16 protein-coding genes are annotated in these 20,223 nt (G+C 69.8%); 8 read left to right on the forward strand and 8 right to left on the reverse strand.

Annotated elements, in window-relative coordinates; all coding sequences use genetic code 11:
* Positions 1 to 30: 30 nt before the first annotated feature.
* Positions 31 to 297, forward strand: a complete 267-nt coding sequence (locus ACWPOC_RS14330) for a hypothetical protein (protein ID WP_088898209.1) — start codon at positions 31 to 33, stop codon at positions 295 to 297.
* Here the strand turns inward: ACWPOC_RS14330 and ACWPOC_RS14335 are convergent.
* Complete coding sequence (locus ACWPOC_RS14335; RefSeq protein ID WP_159419252.1) at positions 257 to 1,450, reverse strand: aminotransferase family protein; 1,194 nt, start codon at positions 1,448 to 1,450, stop codon at positions 257 to 259. The two genes, ACWPOC_RS14330 and ACWPOC_RS14335, sit on opposite strands and share 41 nt — an antisense overlap.
* A gap of 124 nt (positions 1,451 to 1,574) precedes the next feature.
* On the opposite strand from ACWPOC_RS14335, the gene ACWPOC_RS14340 reads away from it, so the two are divergent.
* Both ACWPOC_RS14340 and hrpA read left to right on the forward strand, forming a co-directional pair.
* Entirely contained in the window at positions 1,575 to 2,525 is a 951-nt protein-coding gene (locus ACWPOC_RS14340; RefSeq protein WP_120282337.1) for a TIGR03621 family F420-dependent LLM class oxidoreductase, read from the forward strand.
* 67 nt (positions 2,526 to 2,592) lie between these two features.
* Complete coding sequence (gene hrpA / locus ACWPOC_RS14345; RefSeq protein WP_230787316.1) at positions 2,593 to 6,486, forward strand: ATP-dependent RNA helicase HrpA; 3,894 nt, start codon at positions 2,593 to 2,595, stop codon at positions 6,484 to 6,486.
* 12 nt (positions 6,487 to 6,498) lie between these two features.
* On the opposite strand, the gene nrdR is transcribed toward hrpA, so the two are convergent.
* Entirely contained in the window at positions 6,499 to 6,969 is a 471-nt protein-coding gene (gene nrdR, locus ACWPOC_RS14350) for a transcriptional regulator NrdR (RefSeq protein WP_059381265.1), read from the reverse strand.
* Between the two features lie 193 nt (positions 6,970 to 7,162).
* Positions 7,163 to 7,432, reverse strand: a complete 270-nt coding sequence (locus tag ACWPOC_RS14355; protein ID WP_120282336.1) for a LysM peptidoglycan-binding domain-containing protein — start codon at positions 7,430 to 7,432, stop codon at positions 7,163 to 7,165.
* Positions 7,433 to 8,045: 613 nt separating this feature from the next.
* Between ACWPOC_RS14355 and lexA the strand changes: the two genes are divergently transcribed.
* Positions 8,046 to 8,756 (forward strand): transcriptional repressor LexA, encoded by a 711-nt coding sequence (lexA, locus tag ACWPOC_RS14360; RefSeq protein WP_455408875.1) that lies wholly within the window; start codon positions 8,046 to 8,048, stop codon positions 8,754 to 8,756.
* Positions 8,757 to 8,834: 78 nt separating this feature from the next.
* On the opposite strand, the gene ACWPOC_RS14365 is transcribed toward lexA, so the two are convergent.
* The 3 genes from ACWPOC_RS14365 to ptsP all read right to left on the reverse strand — a co-directional run bounded on the left by ACWPOC_RS14365 (position 8,835) and on the right by ptsP (position 13,239).
* Positions 8,835 to 9,977, reverse strand: a complete 1,143-nt coding sequence (locus ACWPOC_RS14365) for an acyl-CoA dehydrogenase family protein (protein ID WP_016692710.1) — start codon at positions 9,975 to 9,977, stop codon at positions 8,835 to 8,837.
* 171 nt (positions 9,978 to 10,148) lie between these two features.
* Positions 10,149 to 11,441, reverse strand: a complete 1,293-nt coding sequence (locus ACWPOC_RS14370; protein ID WP_455408876.1) for a uracil-xanthine permease family protein — start codon at positions 11,439 to 11,441, stop codon at positions 10,149 to 10,151.
* A 130-nt stretch (positions 11,442 to 11,571) separates the two neighbouring features.
* Entirely contained in the window at positions 11,572 to 13,239 is a 1,668-nt protein-coding gene (ptsP, locus tag ACWPOC_RS14375; protein WP_455408877.1) for a phosphoenolpyruvate--protein phosphotransferase, read from the reverse strand.
* Positions 13,240 to 13,371: 132 nt separating this feature from the next.
* On the opposite strand from ptsP, the gene ACWPOC_RS14380 reads away from it, so the two are divergent.
* The 4 genes from ACWPOC_RS14380 (at position 13,372) to ACWPOC_RS14395 (ending at position 17,565) form a co-directional block, all read left to right on the forward strand.
* Positions 13,372 to 14,139, forward strand: coding sequence for a DeoR/GlpR family DNA-binding transcription regulator (locus tag ACWPOC_RS14380; RefSeq protein ID WP_026061229.1), 768 nt, complete (start codon positions 13,372 to 13,374; stop codon positions 14,137 to 14,139).
* Positions 14,136 to 15,125: a 1-phosphofructokinase gene (gene pfkB / locus ACWPOC_RS14385; RefSeq protein WP_016692706.1), complete on the forward strand. Its 990-nt coding sequence runs from the start codon at positions 14,136 to 14,138 to the stop codon at positions 15,123 to 15,125. The genes ACWPOC_RS14380 and pfkB overlap by 4 nt, the downstream gene beginning before the upstream one ends.
* An 8-nt stretch (positions 15,126 to 15,133) precedes the next feature.
* Entirely contained in the window at positions 15,134 to 17,224 is a 2,091-nt protein-coding gene (locus tag ACWPOC_RS14390) for a PTS fructose transporter subunit IIABC (RefSeq protein WP_016692705.1), read from the forward strand.
* Positions 17,225 to 17,307: 83 nt separating this feature from the next.
* On the forward strand, positions 17,308 to 17,565 hold the full coding sequence (locus tag ACWPOC_RS14395) for an HPr family phosphocarrier protein (RefSeq protein ID WP_006551308.1): 258 nt from the start codon (positions 17,308 to 17,310) through the stop codon (positions 17,563 to 17,565).
* Positions 17,566 to 17,642: 77 nt separating this feature from the next.
* On the opposite strand, the gene ACWPOC_RS14400 is transcribed toward ACWPOC_RS14395, so the two are convergent.
* Both ACWPOC_RS14400 and hflX read right to left on the reverse strand, forming a co-directional pair.
* Positions 17,643 to 18,683, reverse strand: coding sequence for a hypothetical protein (locus ACWPOC_RS14400; RefSeq protein WP_455408878.1), 1,041 nt, complete (start codon positions 18,681 to 18,683; stop codon positions 17,643 to 17,645).
* Positions 18,683 to 20,149, reverse strand: a complete 1,467-nt coding sequence (hflX, locus tag ACWPOC_RS14405) for a GTPase HflX (RefSeq protein WP_192378836.1) — start codon at positions 20,147 to 20,149, stop codon at positions 18,683 to 18,685. The genes ACWPOC_RS14400 and hflX overlap by 1 nt, the downstream gene beginning before the upstream one ends.
* Between the last annotated feature and the right edge of the window lie 74 nt (positions 20,150 to 20,223).

Raw genomic sequence — 20,223 nt, forward strand, 5'->3', positions numbered from 1 at the left:
ACGGCCCCGACGGCCGCTAGGGTCGTCCACATGGCACTACGCGGTGGCAAGTGGTGGAAGCTCGTCGGACTCGCCGGGATCGTGGGAGTCGCGGCGACCGGTGCCGTCGCCGCCCGCAACGAGCGGCAACGACGGAACTACAGCCCGGACGAGGTGCGGTCGGTGCTGCACGAGCGTTACGCGCGTTCGCTCGCCGCACGCGACGGCAGCGCCGAACTCCCCCTCGCCGAGGTACCGGTCGGGCCGAAGGAACGGATCAGCCGAGTGCTGCGGCGATTCCGTCGGCGAGATCGGTGATCTGCTCGTCGGTCATCACGAACGACGGGGAGATCTGCATCGCTCCCTGACCGGCCGCACGTCCCGAGATCCCGTGCTGTCGCAGGGTCTTGACGAAGCCGAGCGCCTCGGACGGATCGGCGAGCTGCACGGCCGCCACCGCACCGAGACCGCTGCGGACCTCGGCGACCCGCGGATGATCCGCCAGCGGAGCGAGCTTCTCGTGCAGCGTCCGCTCGATACGCGCCGACTCGGTGAGCAGATCCTCGCGCTCGATGATGTCGAGGTTGGCGAGAGCGGCCGCTGCGGCGGCAGCGTGCCCGCCGTAGGTGTAGCCGTGGCGCCACCACACGCCTCCGGCGAAGAACGGTTCGGCGACCCGCGGAGCGACGAACAGAGCGCCCATCGGCAGGTAGCCGGAGGTGAGTCCCTTTGCGGTGGTGACCATGTCGGGATTCAGATCGAATCGGGACGACGCGAACCACGAACCACCGATACGACCGAAACCGGTGACCACCTCGTCGACGACGAACAGGATGTCGTGGTCGCGGCAGATGTCGCGGATCTCGGCGAGATAGCCGTCCGGCGGCAGGTACACCCCGCCCGCACCGATGACGGGTTCGCAGAAGAAGGCCGCGATGGAGTCGGCACCGACCGAATCGATGAGTTCGAGCAGAGCCTTGGCGTCGTCCCACGCAACCCGCGCGGTGTCCTCCCACAGGCGGCCGTAGCCCTCACCGTTGACGGGGATACCGGCGAGCGAGGTACCACCGACGTGCATGCCGTGGTACGCCTTCTCCCGCGAGACCAGCAGCCGCTTGCCGGGCTTTCCGACCTCCTGCCAGTACCGCCGCGCGAGCTTGGCCGCCGAATCGACCGAGTCGGATCCGCCGGAGGTGAAGAAGATCTTGCTGCCCGGAACCGGAGCGATCCCCGCGAGACGCTCGGCGAGTTCGACCGTGGGCTCGGAGGTCAGGTCGCCGAAGTTCGAGTAGTGGGCGAGCTTGGCGATCTGCGCTGCGATCGCCTCGCCGATCTCGGTGCGGCCGTGACCGACGTTGGTGAACCACAGTCCGGCGGTGGCATCGAGGTAACGGTTGCCGGCGTCGTCCCAGATGTACGCGCCTTCCCCGCGCGACACGACGAATGCGCCGTCCCGTTCGATCGCGCCCATATCGGCGAATCCGTGCCACAACGCACCCACGACCAACTCCCGTCCACGACGATCACGACACCCGTCATCGTATGCGGAGGAAACGACTCTGGCGCCGAAGACCCGCACCCGCCACCCTGGTGCCATGACCGAGTTCCGCTTCTCCGTCAACATCTTCGAGGTCGGGTCCCCCGATGCGTTCGCTCGCTGGTGCCGGGCCGTCGAGGACGCGGGCTTCGACGCCGTGTACGCGGCCGACCATCTCGGTGTCCCCGCGCCGTTCCCCGTCCTGGTCGCCGCCGCCGGCGCCACCGAGCGTCTGCGGGTCGGAACGATGGTGCTCAATGCCGGTTTCTGGAATCCGGCACTGCTCGCCCGCGAGATCGCGACCACCGATCTGCTCACCGGCGGCCGGCTCGAGGTCGGTCTCGGCGCAGGCCACATGAGATGGGAGTTCGAGGCGGCCGGGATCGAGTGGGAACGCTTCGACGAGCGAGCCGAGAGACTCGAATCCACTGTGCAGGAACTGCAGCGATCGTTCACCGGGTCCGGTTTCGACGAGCAGGCAGCGCTGCGCGAAGCGTTCGATCTGTCCGTGCTCCGTCCGGTGCAACGGCGCGGATTCGGCGGCTACGGTCCGCCCCTGATCGTCGGAGGCACCGGCGACCGGATCCTCGCCGTCGCCGCCGCCCACGCCGACATCCTGAGCGTCGCCGGCGCCGTCCAACTGCCGGGGAAGCCACCGGGGACGTTCCGCATCGCCACCGCGGCCGAGGCCGACGACCGTGTCACGTTCGCGCGGGCACGGGCCGGCGACCGGGTCGAGGACATCGAGTGGCACACCCTGCTCCAGGCGGTCGTCGAGACCGACGATCGGGCAGGCACCGCCGCCGCGCTCGCCGAGCGGTTCGAGCACACCGTCGGCGCCGACGATCTGCTCGACTCGCCGTTCGTGCTGATCGGCACGGTCGACGAGATGGCCGGGCAGATCCTGCGCAGCCGGGAGCGCTACGGGTTCACCCACTTCACGGTCCACGCCCCGTACCGGGAGATCTTCGGTGAAGTGATCGGCCGGGTGCGCGCCCTGGCGGGCTGACCACCGGGCCTGCCCGCCCTCCCCGACCGGCCCCGACCGGGTCGTTTCGCTAGGCTGTGTGATCAGCATGTCCATCTCCCCCGCCCCGAATCGTCGCGAACTGCGCGCTGCCCTGTCCGAGGTCTCCCTCCGCGACGAGAACCGCCTCCGTCGCAGGCTCGACCGGGCGCGGGGCGGCGAGGCGCTGACCGAGGTCGCCGCCGAGATCGAGAACGCCCGCACCCGGCTCGCGTCCCGCGCGTCGTCGGTCCCGGAGATCCGTTATCCCGAGGACCTGCCGGTCTCGCAGCGCAAGGACGACATCGCCGCCGCGATCCGCGACCACCAGGTCGTGGTGGTCGCCGGCGAGACCGGTTCGGGCAAGACGACGCAGATCCCGAAGATCTGCCTCGAACTCGGGCGCGGGGTTCGCGGCCTGATCGGCCACACCCAGCCGCGCCGTATCGCCGCGCGCGCCGTCGCCGAACGACTCGCGGAGGAACTGGACACCGAGCTCGGCGACGCCGTCGGATACACGGTGCGTTTCAACGATCAGGTCACCGAGTCGACACTCGTCAAGCTGATGACCGACGGCATCCTCCTCGCCGAGATCCAGCGCGACCGTCTGCTGCGCCGGTACGACACGCTCATCATCGACGAGGCGCACGAGCGCAGCCTCAACATCGACTTCCTGCTCGGGTACCTCGCGCAGCTGCTTCCGCGTCGCCCCGATCTGAAGGTGATCATCACCTCGGCGACGATCGACCCCGAACGTTTCGCACGCCACTTCGCCGACGCGAACGGCACGCCCGCCCCCATCGTGGAGGTCTCCGGCCGCACTTATCCCGTCGAGGTCCGTTATCGGCCGCTGACCGTCGAGGTGGGCGACACGCTCGTCGACCGCGACCCCGTCGACGCGGTGTGCGAGGCCGTCGAGGAACTCCAGCGCGAAGGCGACGGCGACATCCTGGTCTTCCTCTCCGGCGAGCGCGAGATCCGCGACACCGCCGATGCGCTGCGCGACCGCAAGCTGCGCAACACCGAGATCCTCCCGCTCTACGGACGTCTGTCGGCGGCCGAACAGCACCGGGTCTTCGCACCGCACACGGGTCGACGGGTCGTGTTGTCCACCAACGTCGCCGAGACGTCCCTGACGGTTCCCGGTATCCGCTACGTCGTCGACCCCGGCACCGCCCGTATCTCGCGGTACTCGGTGCGGACGAAGGTGCAGCGACTGCCGATCGAGCCGATCTCGCAGGCCTCGGCGCGTCAGCGCGCCGGGCGTTGCGGTCGCGTCGCCGACGGCATCTGCATCCGCTTGTACTCGGAGGACGACTTCGACGGCCGGCCGGAGTTCACCGAACCCGAGATCCTGCGCACCAACCTCGCGTCGGTGGTGCTGCAGATGACGGCGCTCGGTCTCGGCGACATCGAGGCGTTCCCGTTCGTGGAGGCACCGGATCCCCGCGCGATCCGCGACGGCATCGCTCTGCTCGAGGAGCTCGGCGCGCTCGAACCCGCGAAGAAGGGCGAGACGCCGCGCCTGACCGCGACGGGTCGCGAGGTCGCCCGGCTGCCCGTCGATCCGCGCATGGCCCGAATGATCGTCGAGGGCCACCGCAACGGATGCCTGCGCGAGGTCCTCATCATCGTCGCGGCCCTGTCGATCCAGGACGTGCGTGAGCGCCCGACCGAGTTCCAGCAGGCCGCCGATGAGAAGCACGCCCGGTTCGCGGTCGAGGGCTCGGATTTCCTGGCCTTCCTGCGGCTGTGGGACTACCTGAAGGAGCAACGGCGGGAACTGTCGTCGAGCAGGTTCCGCAGGTTGTGCCGCGACGAGTTCCTGCACTGGTTGCGGATCCGTGAGTGGCAGGACCTGCAGGGGCAGCTCCGTCAGATCACCGTCGACATGGGCTGGCAGACGCACCACCGCGACGTGAACCCCGACGACGTCCACAAGTCGCTGCTTGCAGGTCTGCTGTCGCACATCGGTCTTCGCGAGGGCGACAAGCGCGACTTCCTCGGTGCCCGCGGCGCACGGTTCGCGGTCTTCCCGGGATCGTCGTTGTTCAAGAAGCCTCCGCGCTGGGTCATGGCCGCCGAACTCGTGGAGACCTCCCGGCTGTGGGCGCGGACGGCCGCGCGCATCGAACCCGAATGGGTCGAGAAGCTCGCTCCGCACCTGGTCAAGCGCACCTATTCGGAGCCGCACTGGTCGACGCGCCGCGAGTCGGCGATGGCCTACGAACGCGTCACGCTCTACGGCATCCCGTTGATCGCCCAGCGTCCCGTGCCGTACGGACGGATCGATCCGGAGGTCTCGCGCGAACTGTTCATCCGCCACGCCCTCGTGCAGGGCGAATGGCGCACACAGCACAAGTTCTTCCACGACAACCGGGCGTTGCTCGAGGACGTCGAGGAACTCGAACACCGTGCGCGCCGGCGCGACATCGTCGTCGACGACGAGACCCTGTTCGACTTCTACGACCAGCGGGTCGGCCCGGAGGCGATCTCGGCCCGGCACTTCGACACGTGGTGGAAGAAGACCCGCAGGCAGCAACCCGACCTGCTGACGTTCACGCCGGACACCGTGGTGAACCAGGACGCCGCGTCGGTGCTCGAGGGCGACTACCCGGATGCGTGGCGCCAGGGCGAGATCCAGTTCCCCCTCACCTACCAGTTCGAGCCGGGCACGGAGGAGGACGGCGTCACCGCCCGCGTCCCCGTCGCGCTGCTCGCGAACCTCAAGTCCGTCGGTTTCGACTGGCTCGTACCCGGGATGCGGACCGAGCTGGTGACGGCCCTCATCAAGACTTTGCCGAAACACCTTCGGAGGCAGGTCGTCCCGGCTCCCGATTTCGCGGCGGCCGCCCTCGCCTCGGTGACGCCGCGCTCCGAACCGCTCGTCAATGCGATGGCCCGCGAGCTGTCGCGGCTCGGCCGGTGCACGATCGAGCCCTCCGACTTCGATACCGGTGCGTTGCCCGACCATCTGCGGATGACCTTCGCGGCGGTCGACGAGCGCGGCACCGTGCTCGGTCGCAGCAAGAGCCTGGCGGCCCTGCGGAAGAAGTTGGCTCCGCGGGTCGAAGCGGAGGTCTCGCGCGCCGCTGCGGGCACCGAACGTCCCGCGGCGGTGGTGTGGACGGCCGAGACCCTCGGGGACCTGCCGGAGACCGTCACCCGCGAGGTCGGCGGCCGGAAGGTCACCGGTTACCCCGCCCTGGTCGCAGAGAAGGACGGCGTCGCGGTGCGCGTGCTCAGCACACCGCAGGCCCAGCAGAACGCAACGCGTCAGGGGTTGCGCGCCCTGTTGCTGTCGTCGGCACCGACGAAGGCGAAGGCCGTGACCTCGGGGCTGACCAACATGGAGCGGCTCGCGCTCGGGCGGAACCCCGACGGATCGTTCGAGGCGCTGATCGAGGACTGCCGTGCCTGCGCGGTGGATGAACTCATCGCCGCGCACGGCGCTCCCGTGCGCACCCCCGAGGAGTTCGAGGCGCTCGCGGCCACGGTGCGGTCACACCTGCCGGGGCGCGTGGCCCGTCTGTTGAAAGCGGTTGTGCCCGTGCTGTCCCGTGCCCACGAGGTGGGTGTGCTCCTCGATCGGTCGAACGGCGAGGCTGCCGACGACGTACGCGAACAGCTGCAGTCGTTGCTGTTCCCCGGCTTCGTCACCGATCTGGGGTCGCGGCGGATCGCCGACCTGCCGCGCTATCTCACCGCGGCTGCGCAGCGCCTGGAGGCGTTGCCGGCGAGTGCGCATCGCGACGCGGCGGGAATGGATGTGCTCGATCGCGTCTACGGCGCTTACGACAAGCTGCTCGCACGACTGCCGGAGGAGCGGCGCGCCGCGCCCGAGGTGGTCGAGATCTACTGGATGATCGAGGAACTGCGCGTGAGCCTGTTCGCGCAGGGTCTCGGGACGCGGATCCCGGTGTCGGAGAAGCGCGTCCTGAAGGCGATCGACGGGATCCGGTAGCGACCGGGACGGTCAGTCGGTCGCGTCCGAGCGGGACTTCTTGTGCTCGCGCAGTTCCTGGATCTCACGTTCGAAATCCTCTGCGGAGCTGAAGGAACGATAGACCGACGCGAATCGCAGATAGGCGACCTCGTCGAGATCGCGTAGGGGTCCGAGGATCGCCAGTCCGACCTCGTGGCTCGGGACCTCGGGTGAGCCCTTCGCCCGCACCGCGTCCTCGACCTGCTGCGCGAGCTTGTTGAGTGCGTCGTTGTCGACATCGCGTCCCTGGCAGGCGCGGGCCACGCCGCGCACGACCTTCTCGCGGCTGAACGGCTCGGTCACGCCGCTGCGCTTGACGACGGACAGAACGGCCGTCTCGACTGTGGTGAAGCGGCGCCCGCATTCGGGACACGCCCGTCGACGACGGATCGCGGCACCCTCGTCTGCCTCGCGCGAATCGACCACCCGGGAATCGGGATGGCGGCAATACGGGCAGTACATGTCGGTTCCTTCGTCGTGCCCGTGCGGGTCGCGACGTCGGCGCCGAAGCAATGTCTCCCGACCGGAACCGTCTCCACCCGCGAGTGGGCCGACACCGCCGCAACCACACGGAGTGGTGTGACTGACAGTGTTAGACAATACCCGCCTGTCCGGTTCGGGCGCGGATCGCGGGTCGGGCAGGGCCACGACGCCCTCATCCCCGGGTGGAATCCGGCACGAGGAGGCGGCTTCCGGCCTGCACGGCCGTACCGTCGAGCGAGTTGAGGTCGGCGATCCTCGCCATCGTGACGTCGACCGGGGCGTCGGGCCACACGCGAGCGGCCAAGGCCTCCAGGCTCTCCCCCTCTCGCACGACCGTGACCGTGGTGCCGGCGCTCTGCGAGATCACCTCATCGGTACGCACGTGGGCGAGCACGAGGAGCATCGTGGTCGCGAGCGCGGTGAGGAGCACCGTCGCGGCCATCTGCCGCCAACTCGTCCCCTCCGCAGGCCGGCGACTGCGCGGTGTGATCTCCGAACGGCGGTGCAGGGGTTCGCGCGAGGGCGCGGCGCCACATTCGCGCGAAGGCGCGGCGCCGGATTCGCGCGAAGGCGCGGCGACGCGCGGTCTCGTCCGCGCCGGGACACGGGTGCGATGGTGCAGCGTCGACGTCGCAATCGGTCGGATGCGATATGCCGCCGCTCCGGGCGCACCTGCTCCGGGCGGGCCCGCGGCGGTCCGCCCTGCCGTGCTCGTCCGGACTGAGGCACCGGTTCGGACCACCGCGCCCTGTCGCGCCGTACCCACCGGAACCGCCGTGTCGATCCGAACCGCTCTGCTCATCGGAAATCCTCCGTGTCGCTGTGCGTGGTCTTCCGACCCCGTCCGTGTCACCGTGCGTGGTCTCACGACCCCACTCGATCACTCGATCATGTGTTCGAACGAAAGTCTGTTCGAATGTTCTACCACGAGTCGCACCCCGACGACAGCTCTCCGGAGGGTGAATCTCGAACATCTGTTTGATATACGCGCGGGATCTCGATAGATTCGAAAGGCAACTTGCAACCCATCCGACACTCGCCGCACGGAGGTCACGATGAAGGCGGACGGAACATCCCCAGCCCGCCGGGGCGGACCCGAGACCGACGATCCCACCGCGAGCCTCACCGAGCGTCAGCGTCGTGTGCTCGAGGTCATCCGCGATTCCGTCAGCGAACGGGGGTACCCACCGAGCATCCGCGAGATCGGCGACGCCGTCGGACTGAACTCCACGTCCTCCGTCGCGCACCAGCTCCGCACGCTCGAACGGAAGGGCTTCCTGCGCCGGGACCCGAACCGTCCGCGCGCCGTTGACGTCCGCGGTCTCGAGCCCACCCCCGCACCCGAGTCCTCCCCCGAGGTGGTCGCCGGCTCGTCGGCCGACGACATCCCTTCGGCGGCAATGGTTCCCGTCGTCGGCCGCATCGCGGCCGGCGGTCCGATCCTCGCCGAGGAATCGGTCGAGGACGTCTTCCCGCTGCCGCGCGAACTCGTCGGTCAGGGCTCGCTGTTCCTGCTCAAGGTCGTCGGTCAGTCGATGATCGACGCGGCGATCTGCGACGGCGACTGGGTGGTCGTCCGGCAGCAGAACGTCGCCGACAACGGCGACATCGTCGCCGCGATGCTCGACGGCGAGGCCACCGTCAAGACGTTCAAGCGGGTCGACGGCGACGTCTGGCTCATGCCGCACAACCCGATGTTCGAGCCGATCCCGGGCAACGACGCGGTCATCCTCGGCAAGGTCGTCACGGTCGTCCGCAAGATCTGATTCCCGGGCCACCCGGAGACGAACGAGGCCGGGGTGGCTCCGCTGAGCGGAGCCACCCCGGCCTTTCTCGTACGTGCCTCAGACGTTGAGGCCGCGCCCGATGACTTCCTTCATGATCTCGTTCGTACCGCCGTAGATCTTCTGCACGCGGGCATCGAGGTACGCCTTGGCGACCGGGTACTCGCGCATGTAGCCGTAGCCGCCGTGCAGCTGCAGGCAGCGGTCGATCAGCTCGACCTGCTTGTCGGTGGTCCAGTACTTGGCCATCGCGGCCTCCTGGACGGTGAGCTTCTTCTCGTTGAGCAGCTCGATGCACCGGTCCACGAACACCCGGGCCAGCTGGGTCTCGGTGGCGAGCTCGGCGAGCTCGAAGCGGGTGTTCTGGAACTTGCCGATCGGCTTGCCGAACGCCTTGCGGTCGCGGCAGTACTGGATCGTGTCGTCGAGCACGCGCTCCATCGCGGCAGCGGCGACGACAGCGATCGCGAGACGTTCCTGCGGCAGGTTCTGCATCAGGTAGATGAAGCCCATGCCCTCCTGGCCGAGGAGGTTGGCCGCCGGGACGCGGACGTCGTTGAAGCTGAGCTCCGCCGTGTCCTGCGCGTCGAGGCCGATCTTGTCGAGGTTGCGTCCCCGCTCGAAGCCCGGCATGCCACGCTCGACGACGAGCAGCGAGAAGCCCTGGGCGCCCTTCTCCGGGTCGGTGCAGGCGACAACGATCACCAGGTCGGAGTGGATGCCGTTGGTGATGAACGTCTTGGCGCCGTTGAGGACCCAGTCGTCACCGTCGCGCACCGCGCGGGTCTTGATGCCCTGCAGGTCGCTGCCGGTGCCGGGCTCGGTCATCGCAATGGCCGTGATCAGCTCACCCGAACAGAAGCCGGGGAGCCAACGCTTCTTCTGCTCCTCGTTGGCGAGCTCCAGCAGGTAGGGAGCGACGACATCGTTGTGCAGCATGAAGCCCAGGCCACTGAAGCCCAGCTTGGTGGTCTCCTCGGCCATGATGGCGTTGTAGCGGAAGTCGTCCATTCCACCGCCGCCGTATTCCTCCGGCACCGCCATGCCGAGGAAGCCCTGCGCGCCGGCCTTCTTCCACACCTCACGGTCGACGATCTTGTCCTTCTCCCACTGCTCGTGGAAGGGGGCCACCTCCTGTTCGAGGAACTTCCGGTACGACTCCCGGAAGAGGTCGTGCTCGGGCTCGAAAAGGGTGCGTTCCATCTGCGCTCCTGTGTGAGACGTCGTTCGACATACTCACGGTATGCAGGCGAGCGCACGGTGACGCTGACACAACCGAGCGCATTTTGTGACCCGGACGACCCCGCCGGGAACACGGCGGTATCGAACGACCCGCGGGCACGCGTCGGTGTCGGCCGATGCGTCGGGTTCCGGTCAGCGGCGCAGATTCGCGAGTCTGCGCAGCAGCGGGTACGCGACCAGGATGCCGATCGAACCCCAGGCGATACCGCCGAGTTCGACCGAGCCGATCGACAGGGTCAGGTCGCCGATGCCGGCGACGAGCGCCGCAGCCGCAACCGTGAGGTTGACCGGATCCGTGAAGTCGACCTTCGCCTCCGTCCAGATACGCACACCGAGGATGCCGATCAGGCCGTAGAGCACGAGGGTCGCGCCGCCGAGGACACCGTCGGGCACAGTGAACACCAGCGCACCGAACTTCGGCGAGAAGGCCAGCACGACGGCGGTGACCGCCGCAACGGCGTATGCAGCGGTCGAGTACACGCGCGTGGCCGCCATGACGCCGATGTTCTCGGCGTAGGTGGTCGTGCCCGAACCGCCGCCCGCACCGGCGAGGGTGGTCGCAAGGCCGTCGGCGACGAGCGCGTTGCCGGCCATGTCGTCGAGGTTCCGGCCGGTCATCGCGGCGACCGCCTTGACGTGGCCGACGTTCTCCGCGACCAGCACGACGACGACGGGCAGCGCCAGCAGCACGACCGACAGTTCGAAGGTGGGGCCGTGCAGATCGGGCAGGCCGAACCAGGCCGCGTCGCGCATGGCGTCGATGCGTTCGGACGCGATCGCCCCGGTGAACGCCGCGAAGATCCATCCGACGATCACACCGACGAGGATGCCGAGGCGGCCGAGCATGCCCGGGCCGACCACCGTCACGAGCAGCGTGACCACGAGCGTGATCGTGGCGACGAGCGGTTGGGCTTCGAACGATCCGGTGGCGGTCGGCGCGAGGTTGAGGCCGATGAGGGCGACGATCGCCCCGGTGACCACCGGCGGCATGATCGCATCGATGATGCGCGAACCTGCCGCCTTGACCACGAGACCGATGAGCACCAGAACGATGCCGACGGCGACGATCCCCCCGAGCTGCGCTGCCGGACCGGAACCGGCCGAGGCGCTGAGCGGCGCGATGAACGCGAACGACGAGCCGAGATAGCTGGGCACCCGGCCGCGCGTGATGATCAGGAACAGCGCGGTGCCGATTCCGGAGAACAGCAGCGTCGTCGTGACGGGGAAGCCCGTGATCGTCGGCACGAGCAGGGTGGCGCCGAACATCGCGATGACGTGCTGCATCCCGATGCCGACGGTGCGCGGCCACGACAGTCGCTCGTGCGGTGCGACCACCGCACCGGGATTGATACGACGCCCGTCGCCGTGCAGGGTCCAGCTGCGGCGTGTGGTCGTGCGTCCGGTCGTGTTCGCTCGTTCGGTCACGACAGGTCATCGTAGAACCGGCAGCCTCAGCGGCGTGGAACAGGCCGTCCCGGCCGCGTCGAACAGGCCGTCCCGGCGCGTGGAATCGGTCGTCCCGGCCGCGTGGAACAGGCCGTCCCGGCCGCGCCGCTCAGTCCAGCAGTTTCGCTGCCGCGGCACGTGCCGCGACGGGGTCGTCGCTCGCGAGGACCGCCTCGGCCGCCTCGCGGCAACGGTCCATCGGGACCGAGGAGAGCCGGGCGCCGACACCCGTCACCGCGGACGCCGCGCACGACAAGGAGGTCACGCCCATTCCGGCCAGGACGCAGGCGAGGAGCGGGTCGGCCGCCGCCTCGCCGCACACCCCGACCGGCTTGCCCGCAGCCGCCCCGGCCTGTGCCGCGCGGGCCACCAGCGCGAGCACCGCAGGCTGCCACGGGTCGGTGAGTGCGGCCAGCTGCGGCGACATCCGGTCGGCCGCCATCGTGTACTGGGCGAGGTCGTTGGTGCCGATCGACAGGAAGTCCAGGTGTTCGAGCAGCCGGTCGGCGAGCAGGGCAGCGGACGGAACCTCGATCATGACGCCCGGCGACAGTCCCCGCTCGCGCACGCGCGCGGCGAAATCGGCGGCCTCCGAAACGGTCGCCACCATCGGCGCCATGACCCACGGCGTGGCGCCGGTGCGCGAAGCCGCCGCGGCCACCGCGTCGAGCTGACGATCGAGGACGCCCGGCGCCGTGGTCGTGATGCGGATGCCGCGGACGCCGAGGGCGGGATTGTGCTCGTCGGGGTGGTTGGCGAACCGGAGGGGCTTGTCGGATCCGGCGTCGAGGGTCCTCAGGACGACCTTCCGCCCGTCGAACGCCTCGAAGACCTCCGCATAGATGTCGGCCTGCTCGTCCACCGTCGGTTCGGTGTCGCGGTCGAGGAAGCACAGCTCGGTGCGAAACAGTCCGACGCCCTGCGCCGGCGTCCGGCGCGCCGCGACGGCACCGGCTCCGTCCTGCACGTTGGCGAGGATCTCGACCGGGTGACCGTCGGCGGTGGCACCGGGGCCGGACCAGCCCGCCACCCGCTCGCGCTCGACGCGGTCGCGTTCGACCTCGGCTGCGGCCTCGGCACCGTCCGGGGAGAGCACGATCCGGCCCGCCGCGCCGTCGACCAGCACCTCGGTGCCGGCCGGGACATCGTCGAGACCGGCCACCGCGACGACGCACGGGATGCCGAGCTGGCGCGCGATGATCGCGGTGTGGCTCGTGGGTCCTCCGAGAGAGGTGGCCAGCGCGACGACGACGGACGGGTCGAGTCCGGCGGTGTCGGCGGGTGCGAGATCGGCCGCGAGGAGCACGGACGGCGAATCGGGCATCTCGAGACCGGGTTCGGGGGCGCCCTGCAGTTCGGCGATCACGCGGTCGCGGATGTCGAGCAGGTCGGTGACCCGCTCGGCCTGCAGCCCGCCCATCTTCTCGAACAGGGCCGCGAACTGGTCGGTCGCGGCGACGGTGGCGCCGACCGCGTCGGATCCGGACCGGATCTTCGTCGCGGCCGCCCCGCGCCAGGCGCGGTCCTCGACCAGCACAGCGGTGGCCTGGAGCACTTCTGCCGCGGCACCCGATGCACGCGAGGCCCGGGCCCGCAGCCGCTCGGCCACGACCTTCGCGGCGTCCTCGAACCGGCCCACCTCGGCCTCGCGCGCCGTGTCGGGGATCGAGGCGCCCTGCGCCGGGACCACAGGACGCGCGACGGGACGAATGACCGGCCCGTATCCGATACCGGGGACGACGGGGGTGCCGTGCAGGACGGACACCGACTGCTCCATGGAGATCTCCTCACCGCAGTAGTTCGTTGTGACTCAGATTACTCGGAAGCCTTGACATGTCAACACAGACGGGCGTAAAACAACATAAACCAACATTGTTTCCCCACAAATCGGGTACCCCCAGGAGTGTCGGTGTACGCAGAGGAACGGCAGCAGGCGATCGCAGCGCTGGTAGCGGCACGTGGCCGCGTATCGGTCGCAGTGCTCGCCGACCGGTACGGCGTCACCACCGAGACCGTGCGCCGCGACCTCGCCCACCTCGAACGCCTGGGCCTCGTGCGGCGCGTCCACGGCGGCGCGATCCCGGCCGCCTCGCTCCCGGTGGCCGAGCCGGCCCTCTCCGAGCGCGAACACACCCGCGCCGAACACAAGGACCGCATCGCCGCCGCCGCCACGTCCTTCCTCCCGCCGTCCGGCGGAAGCGTGCTCTTCGACGCCGGCACCACGACCGGCAGGATCGTCGGAGCGCTGCCGCCCGAGGTCGACCTCACCGTCGTCACCAACTCGGTGCCGATCGCCGCGCGCCTCGCCGCGATGAGCACCGTGCAACTGCACCTGCTCGGCGGTCGCGTCCGCGGTGTCACGCAGGCCGCGGTGGGCGCCGAGGCTCTCGCCACCTTGTCGACGGTGCACGTCGACGTGGCGTTCATCGGCACCAACGCGCTGAGCATCGACCACGGCCTGTCCACCCCCGACGCCGACGAGGCCGCGGTCAAGCGCGCGATGGTGCGCACCGCCGACCGGGTCGTCGTGGTCGCCGATTCGTCGAAGGTCGGTCGGCGCAATCTGCTGAGCTTCGCGTCGCTCGAACCGATCGACGTCCTGGTCACCGACACCGATCTCGACGACACCGACCGCCGGCAACTCATCGAACACGGAATCGAGGTGGTGACGGCATGATCGTCACGCTCACGGCCAACCCCAGTCTCGATCGCACGGTCGGGCTGACGGGCCCGCTCGAGCGCGGGAGGGTGCATCGCACCGAGCGATCCACCGTCGATCCGGGCGGCAAGGGGATCAACGTCGCCCGTGTGCTGCACGCCGCGACGACCGAGGTCGTCGCCGTTCTCCCGGCCAACGCCGGCGATCCTCTGCTCGCCGCGCTGGACGAGCAGGGCATCGCCCATCGGGCCGTGCCCACCTCCGGGCCGACGCGCAACAACATCACGGTCGCCGAACCCGACGGCACCACCACCAAGCTCAACGAACCCGGAACCCCCTGCACCGGACGCACACTCGGCGAGTTGCACGCAGTCCTGCTGGAATGCGCGCAGGGAGCCGCGTGGACCGTCCTGTCCGGTTCTCTTCCTCCCGGTGTGCCCGAGTCGTGGTATGCCGATCTCGTGGGTGCCCTGCGCGGTCTCGGATGCCGCATCGCGGTCGACACCTCCGAGCGGCCACTGCTCGCCCTCGCCGAGCGGTTCCCCGCGGCGGCCCCCGACGTGATCAAGCCGAACTCCGACGAACTGGCCCAGCTCACCGGCGCCGACGCCCACGAACTCGAATCCGGCGCCGCCGCAGGAGACGTCGGCGCCGTGGTCGACGCGGGACGGGTGCTGGTGGAACGTGGTGTCGGCGCGGTGCTCGCGACACTCGGCGGTGCGGGCGCAGTGCTGGTCACCGCCACCGGCGCGTGGCGGGCCACCGCCGACGACGTCACGGTCCGCAGCACGGTCGGCGCGGGCGACTCGTCGCTCGCCGGATATCTGCTCGCCGAGCAGGCCGGTCACACCCCCGACGAGTGCCTGCGTCTCGCCGTGGCGTACGGGACCGCAGCCGTCACGCTCCCCGGAACAGCCCTGCCCACACCCGATTCCGTCGATCCATCCCGAGTGCACGTCACCGACGTCCACCGCCGACCCCGACCGCTCCCCTCCCACTCCTAAGGAACGTCATGTCCGACACCACCTCCGGCTCCGCAGGCGGTTCCTCGATCATCGGCACGGAACTCGTCTCGCTCGATGCCGACCTGGGATCCGACAAGAACTCCGTCATCGCCGCGCTCGCCGAGCGTCTCGCAGCGAACGGTCGCGCGTCCGACGCCGACGCACTCACCGCGGCCGTTCTCGAACGGGAGGCCAAGTCCGCCACGGGTCTTCCCGGCGGGATCGCGATCCCGCACGCACGCAGCGAAGCAGTGACCACACCGTCGCTCGGTTTCGCCCGGTTGTCCCCGAAGGCCGACTTCGGTGCGCCCGACGGACCCGCCGACCTCGTCTTCCTCATCGCCGCGCCCGAAGGTGCGGGCGGCGACCACATGAAGCTGCTCACCGCTCTCGCTCGTGCACTCGTGCGCCCGGACTTCGTCGCGTCGCTGCGCGCGGCCGCGTCCGCGGACGAGGTCATCGCGCTGGTCGAGGACGTCCTCCCGCCCCGACCGGCGCCGTCGAGCAGCGCTGCTGCCGGCGCGACCGCAGCGCCGCAGCAGCCGGCACCGGCAGCCTCCGCGAAGCCGGCGGTCGCGCCTCCGCAGAGCGCGGAACAGCCCGGAGGCCGCACGATCGTCGCGGTCACCGCGTGCCCGACCGGTATCGCGCACACCTACATGGCCGCCGACGCGCTGGCCGCCGCCGGTGAACGCGCGGGCGTGACGGTCCGGGTGGAGACACAGGGATCGAGCGGCAGCACTCCCCTGTCCGCCGACGTGATCGCCGGCGCCGACGCCGTCATCTTCGCCACCGACGTGGGCGTCAAGGGCCGCGAACGGTTCGCCGGGAAGCCCGTGATCGCATCGGGCGTCAAGCGCGCGATCAACGAACCGGACACCATGGTCGGCGAGGCCCTGCGGGCCGCCACCGATCCGTCCGCACGCACCGTCGAGGGCACCGCGGGCGCCCCGGCGGGTGAGTCGGAGAGCGGCAGCGACCTCGGCTGGGGTACCCGGCTGCGGCAGATCCTGCTCACCGGCGTGAGCTACATGATCCCGTTCGTCGCGGCCGGTGGTCTGCTCATCGCTCTGGGCTTCCTGCTCGCCGGTCCCGACATCACCGACTCGGCCGCCGACATCGTCCTCGACAACACGCTCACCAACCTGCCCGAAGGTGGGCTCGGCGCCTATCTCGGTGCGGTGCTGTACCAGATCGGCTCGTTGGCGTTCTCGTTCCTCGTCCCGGCACTGGCCGGGTACATCGCCTTCGCGATCGCGGACCGTCCGGGTCTGGCTCCGGGCTTCACCGCCGGTGCGGTGGCCGTCTTCGTCGGCGCCGGTTTCATCGGCGGTCTGGTCGGCGGCATCATCGCCGGCTTCGCGGCCCTGTGGGTCGGCCGTATCCCGCTGCCCACCTGGGCGCGCGGCCTGATGCCCGTGGTGATCATCCCGCTGCTTGCGAGCCTGATCGTCGGTGGGCTCATGTTCCTGCTGCTCGGTCGCCCGCTGGCCGCGATCACGACCGGTCTCACCGACTGGCTCAACGGTCTGTCCGGCGGTTCCGCGGTGCTGCTCGGTGCGATCCTCGGCCTGATGATGTGCTTCGACCTCGGCGGGCCGGTCAACAAGGCCGCCTACGCCTTCGCGGTCGCCGGTCTCGACGTCGCCAACACCGGTTCGCTCGAGATCATGGCGGCGGTCATGGCCGCCGGTATGGTTCCCCCGCTCGCAATGGCGCTGTCGTCGCTGGTGCGTCCGCGTCTCTACAGCACGGCCGAACGCGAGAACGGCAAGGCCGCATGGCTGCTCGGTGCATCGTTCATCTCGGAGGGCGCCATCCCGTTCGCGGCGGCCGACCCGTTCCGGGTGATCCCGTCGATGATGCTCGGCGGCGCCGTGACCGGCGGCATCGTCATGGCGACGGGTGTCACGCTCACCGCTCCCCACGGCGGATTGTTCGTGCTGTTCGCGATGGACCGCGTCGTGTGGTTCCTGATCGCGCTGGCAGCCGGCACGGTGGTCGCCGCACTCGCGGTCAGTATCGCCAAGTCGATCACGCGTCCCGCCCGGGTCGCCGCCGACGAGGCGAACCCCCAGCCCGTAGCGGCACGCTCCTGAACACAGCGGCACGCTCCTGAACACAGCGGCACGCTCCTGATCGATCCGACCCTCTGCACTTCCCCATCACGAAGGAGATTCACATGCCCAGCACCACGGTTGCCGTCGGTTCGTCCATCGGCCTGCACGCCCGTCCTGCAGGGATCATCGCCGAGGCCGTGGTCGCGGCCGGTGTCCCGGTGACCCTCGCGGTCGACGGCGGCGAGCCCGTCGACGCCGGTTCGGCCCTGATGATCATGACGCTCGGCGCGGAAAAGGGCACGCAGGTCACGATCTCGTGCGACGACGACGCGGTCCTCGCGCAGGTTGCGGAACTGGTCGCCGCAGACCTCGACGCCTGATCTCGGCCGCGGGCGCGGCGCCTGATCTCAGCCGCGGGCGCGGCGCCTGATCTCAGCCGCGGGCGCGGCGCCTGATCTCAGCCGCGGGCGCGGCGCCGGACGACGAGTCCGAGGACCCCGAGGGCGATGACCCCGGCGGCTACGCCCGCACCGACGACCGGCAGTGCCGCGGACGACATCTCGTCCGCGGCATCGTCGTCCGCGGGTGCGAAGAGATCGGTCGCACCGCGACGGATATGGAGCGGTGGATTCTCCGTGCCTGCCGCGCCGCGCTCGGACGCGGTGAGCAGGTCCCCGTCGGCGGTGAAGGCGACGGCTTCGCCCTGCGGTTCGTCCGGGACCGGGACGCGGAAGCGCGGACCGGCGACCAGAGCGGACGCGAGATCGCCGTCGGGAACATGGAACAGGTAGACGTCGGTGTAGGTGCGGACCGCCGCGACCGTCCCGTCGGCGCTGACCGCACCACCGGTGATCATCGAGGAGGACGCACCGGGAATGGGACCGCCGGGAGTGTCCGACGGTCCGAGTGCCAGCGACCCGACCTTCTCGAGGGGGGCCGGTCCCGGGGCGGGCAGGCCGTCGATCGTAAGTCCGCGTGCGGGCCGATAGACATTGCTCGAGCCGAACAGCGCCTTCGTCACGATCACAGGTTCGCCCGTCGCGGAGACGAGCACGGTCTCGGCGTCGCGGGGACCGTCGGGATAGGTCAGCCGATGCAGATCTCCCTGCCCGGTGTCGGGGTCGAGGGAGATGAGCGCGATCGTCTCGCGGACGCGGGTGTTGTCGCCGAGATCCCCGAGCCACAACCGGCCGTCGGGCCCCGCGGCGAGATCCTCGACGTCGTAGGGATCGACGGACGACGGAACACGTTGCAGCACCGAGCAATCGCCGTCGAGTTCGACGATGCGTTCGTCCTCCCCGGCATCGGGCGTCGCGAACAGCCGGTTGCCGATCGTCGCGAGGCCGGACAGTTCGGCGAGCACGGGATCGTCGGGGATGCACAGCATCTCGGTCGGCAGATCCGCGACCGGAATCCCGGCGTCCTGCGCGCCGGCGTGCGAGACCGGCACGAACGCCGCGACGGCAGCGAGCAGCGCCGCCCGGCGCACGACCCGCATCAGGCCGCGAAGTCGACCAATGCCGACGCCAGCGCTGCCGGCACCTTCGCGTGCACCCGCGTGCCGTCCACCTCGTGCTCGGACGACAGGATCTGACCGTCCGAGTGGATGCGCGCGAGCAGATCACCGCGGGTGTACGGCAGGAGCAGCTTCACCTCGACGTCGGGATCCTCGAGCAGACCCGCGAGATGGGTCTGCAACTCCTCGACGCCCTCGCCGGTGTGCGCGGAGACGAACACCGCGCCGGGGATCGCGCTGCGCAACTGCGTCAGGGTGACCGGGTCGGCGGCATCGATCTTGTTGACGACGATCAGTTCCGGCGGCGGCGGTGCGTCCGATTCGCGGAGCACCTCGGTGACGACTTCGCGCACCGCCTTGATCTGCTCGGTGGGCATCGGGTCGGAGCCGTCGACGACGTGGAGCAGCACATCGGCGTCGGCGACTTCCTCGAGGGTCGACCGGAACGCCTCGACCAGCTGGGTCGGGAGGTGCCGGACGAAACCGACGGTGTCGGTGAGCACGTACTCGCGGCCGTCGGGCAGCGCCGACCGGCGGGTCGTCGGGTCGAGGGTCGCGAACAGTGCGTTCTGCACCAGGACACCGGAGCCGGTGAGCTTGTTGAGCAGGCTCGACTTGCCGGCGTTGGTGTATCCGACGATCGCGACGGACGGGATCTTGTTGCGCAGACGCCGGGTGCGCTTGGTGTCGCGCGCGGCCTTCATCGCCTTGATCTCGCGACGGAGCTTGGCCATCCGCTCACGGATCCGGCGACGGTCGGTCTCGATCTTCGTCTCACCGGGACCGCGCAGGCCCACACCGCCGTTGCTACCGGCACGGCCACCGGCCTGCCGCGACATCGATTCGCCCCAGCCGCGCAGCCGCGGGAGCATGTACTCCATCTGCGCGAGGGAGACCTGTGCCTTGCCCTCCCGCGAGGTGGCGTGCTGGGCGAAGATGTCGAGGATCAGCGCGGTCCGGTCGATGACCTTGACCTTGACGACCTTCTCCAGCGCGGTGAGCTGGGCGGGGGTGAGTTCGCCGTCGCAGATCACGGTGTCGGCGCCGGTGGACAGGACGATCTCCCGCAGTTCGTCGGCCTTGCCGGAGCCGATGTAGGTGGAGGCATCGGGCCGGTCGCGACGCTGGACCAGACCTTCGAGGACCTCGGAGCCCGCGGTCTCGGCGAGCGCGGCCAGCTCGGCCAGACTCGCTTCCGCCTGGGCGGCCGTTCCGCCCGTCCAGACACCGACGAGCACGACACGCTCGAGTCGGAGCTGACGGTATTCGACCTCGGTGATGTCCTCGAGTTCGGTGGACAGACCGGCCACACGCCGCAACGCGCTACGGTCTTCGAGTTGCATCTCGCCGACGGACGGATCCTCGGCGGTCCAGCCTCCGGATGCGTCGTACGCGGTCGGAGTGCTGTCATCTGTGGTTGCGCGATGCATGCGCTGTGTGTTCGTCATACACCTCCATGGTGTCACGAAGCCCGAATCGGTGCATTCGAGTTTTTCTGCCGCATCCCCGCGGGGGTACCCGA

The sequence above is a fragment of the Rhodococcus sp. 5G237 genome (genome assembly GCF_053764735.1).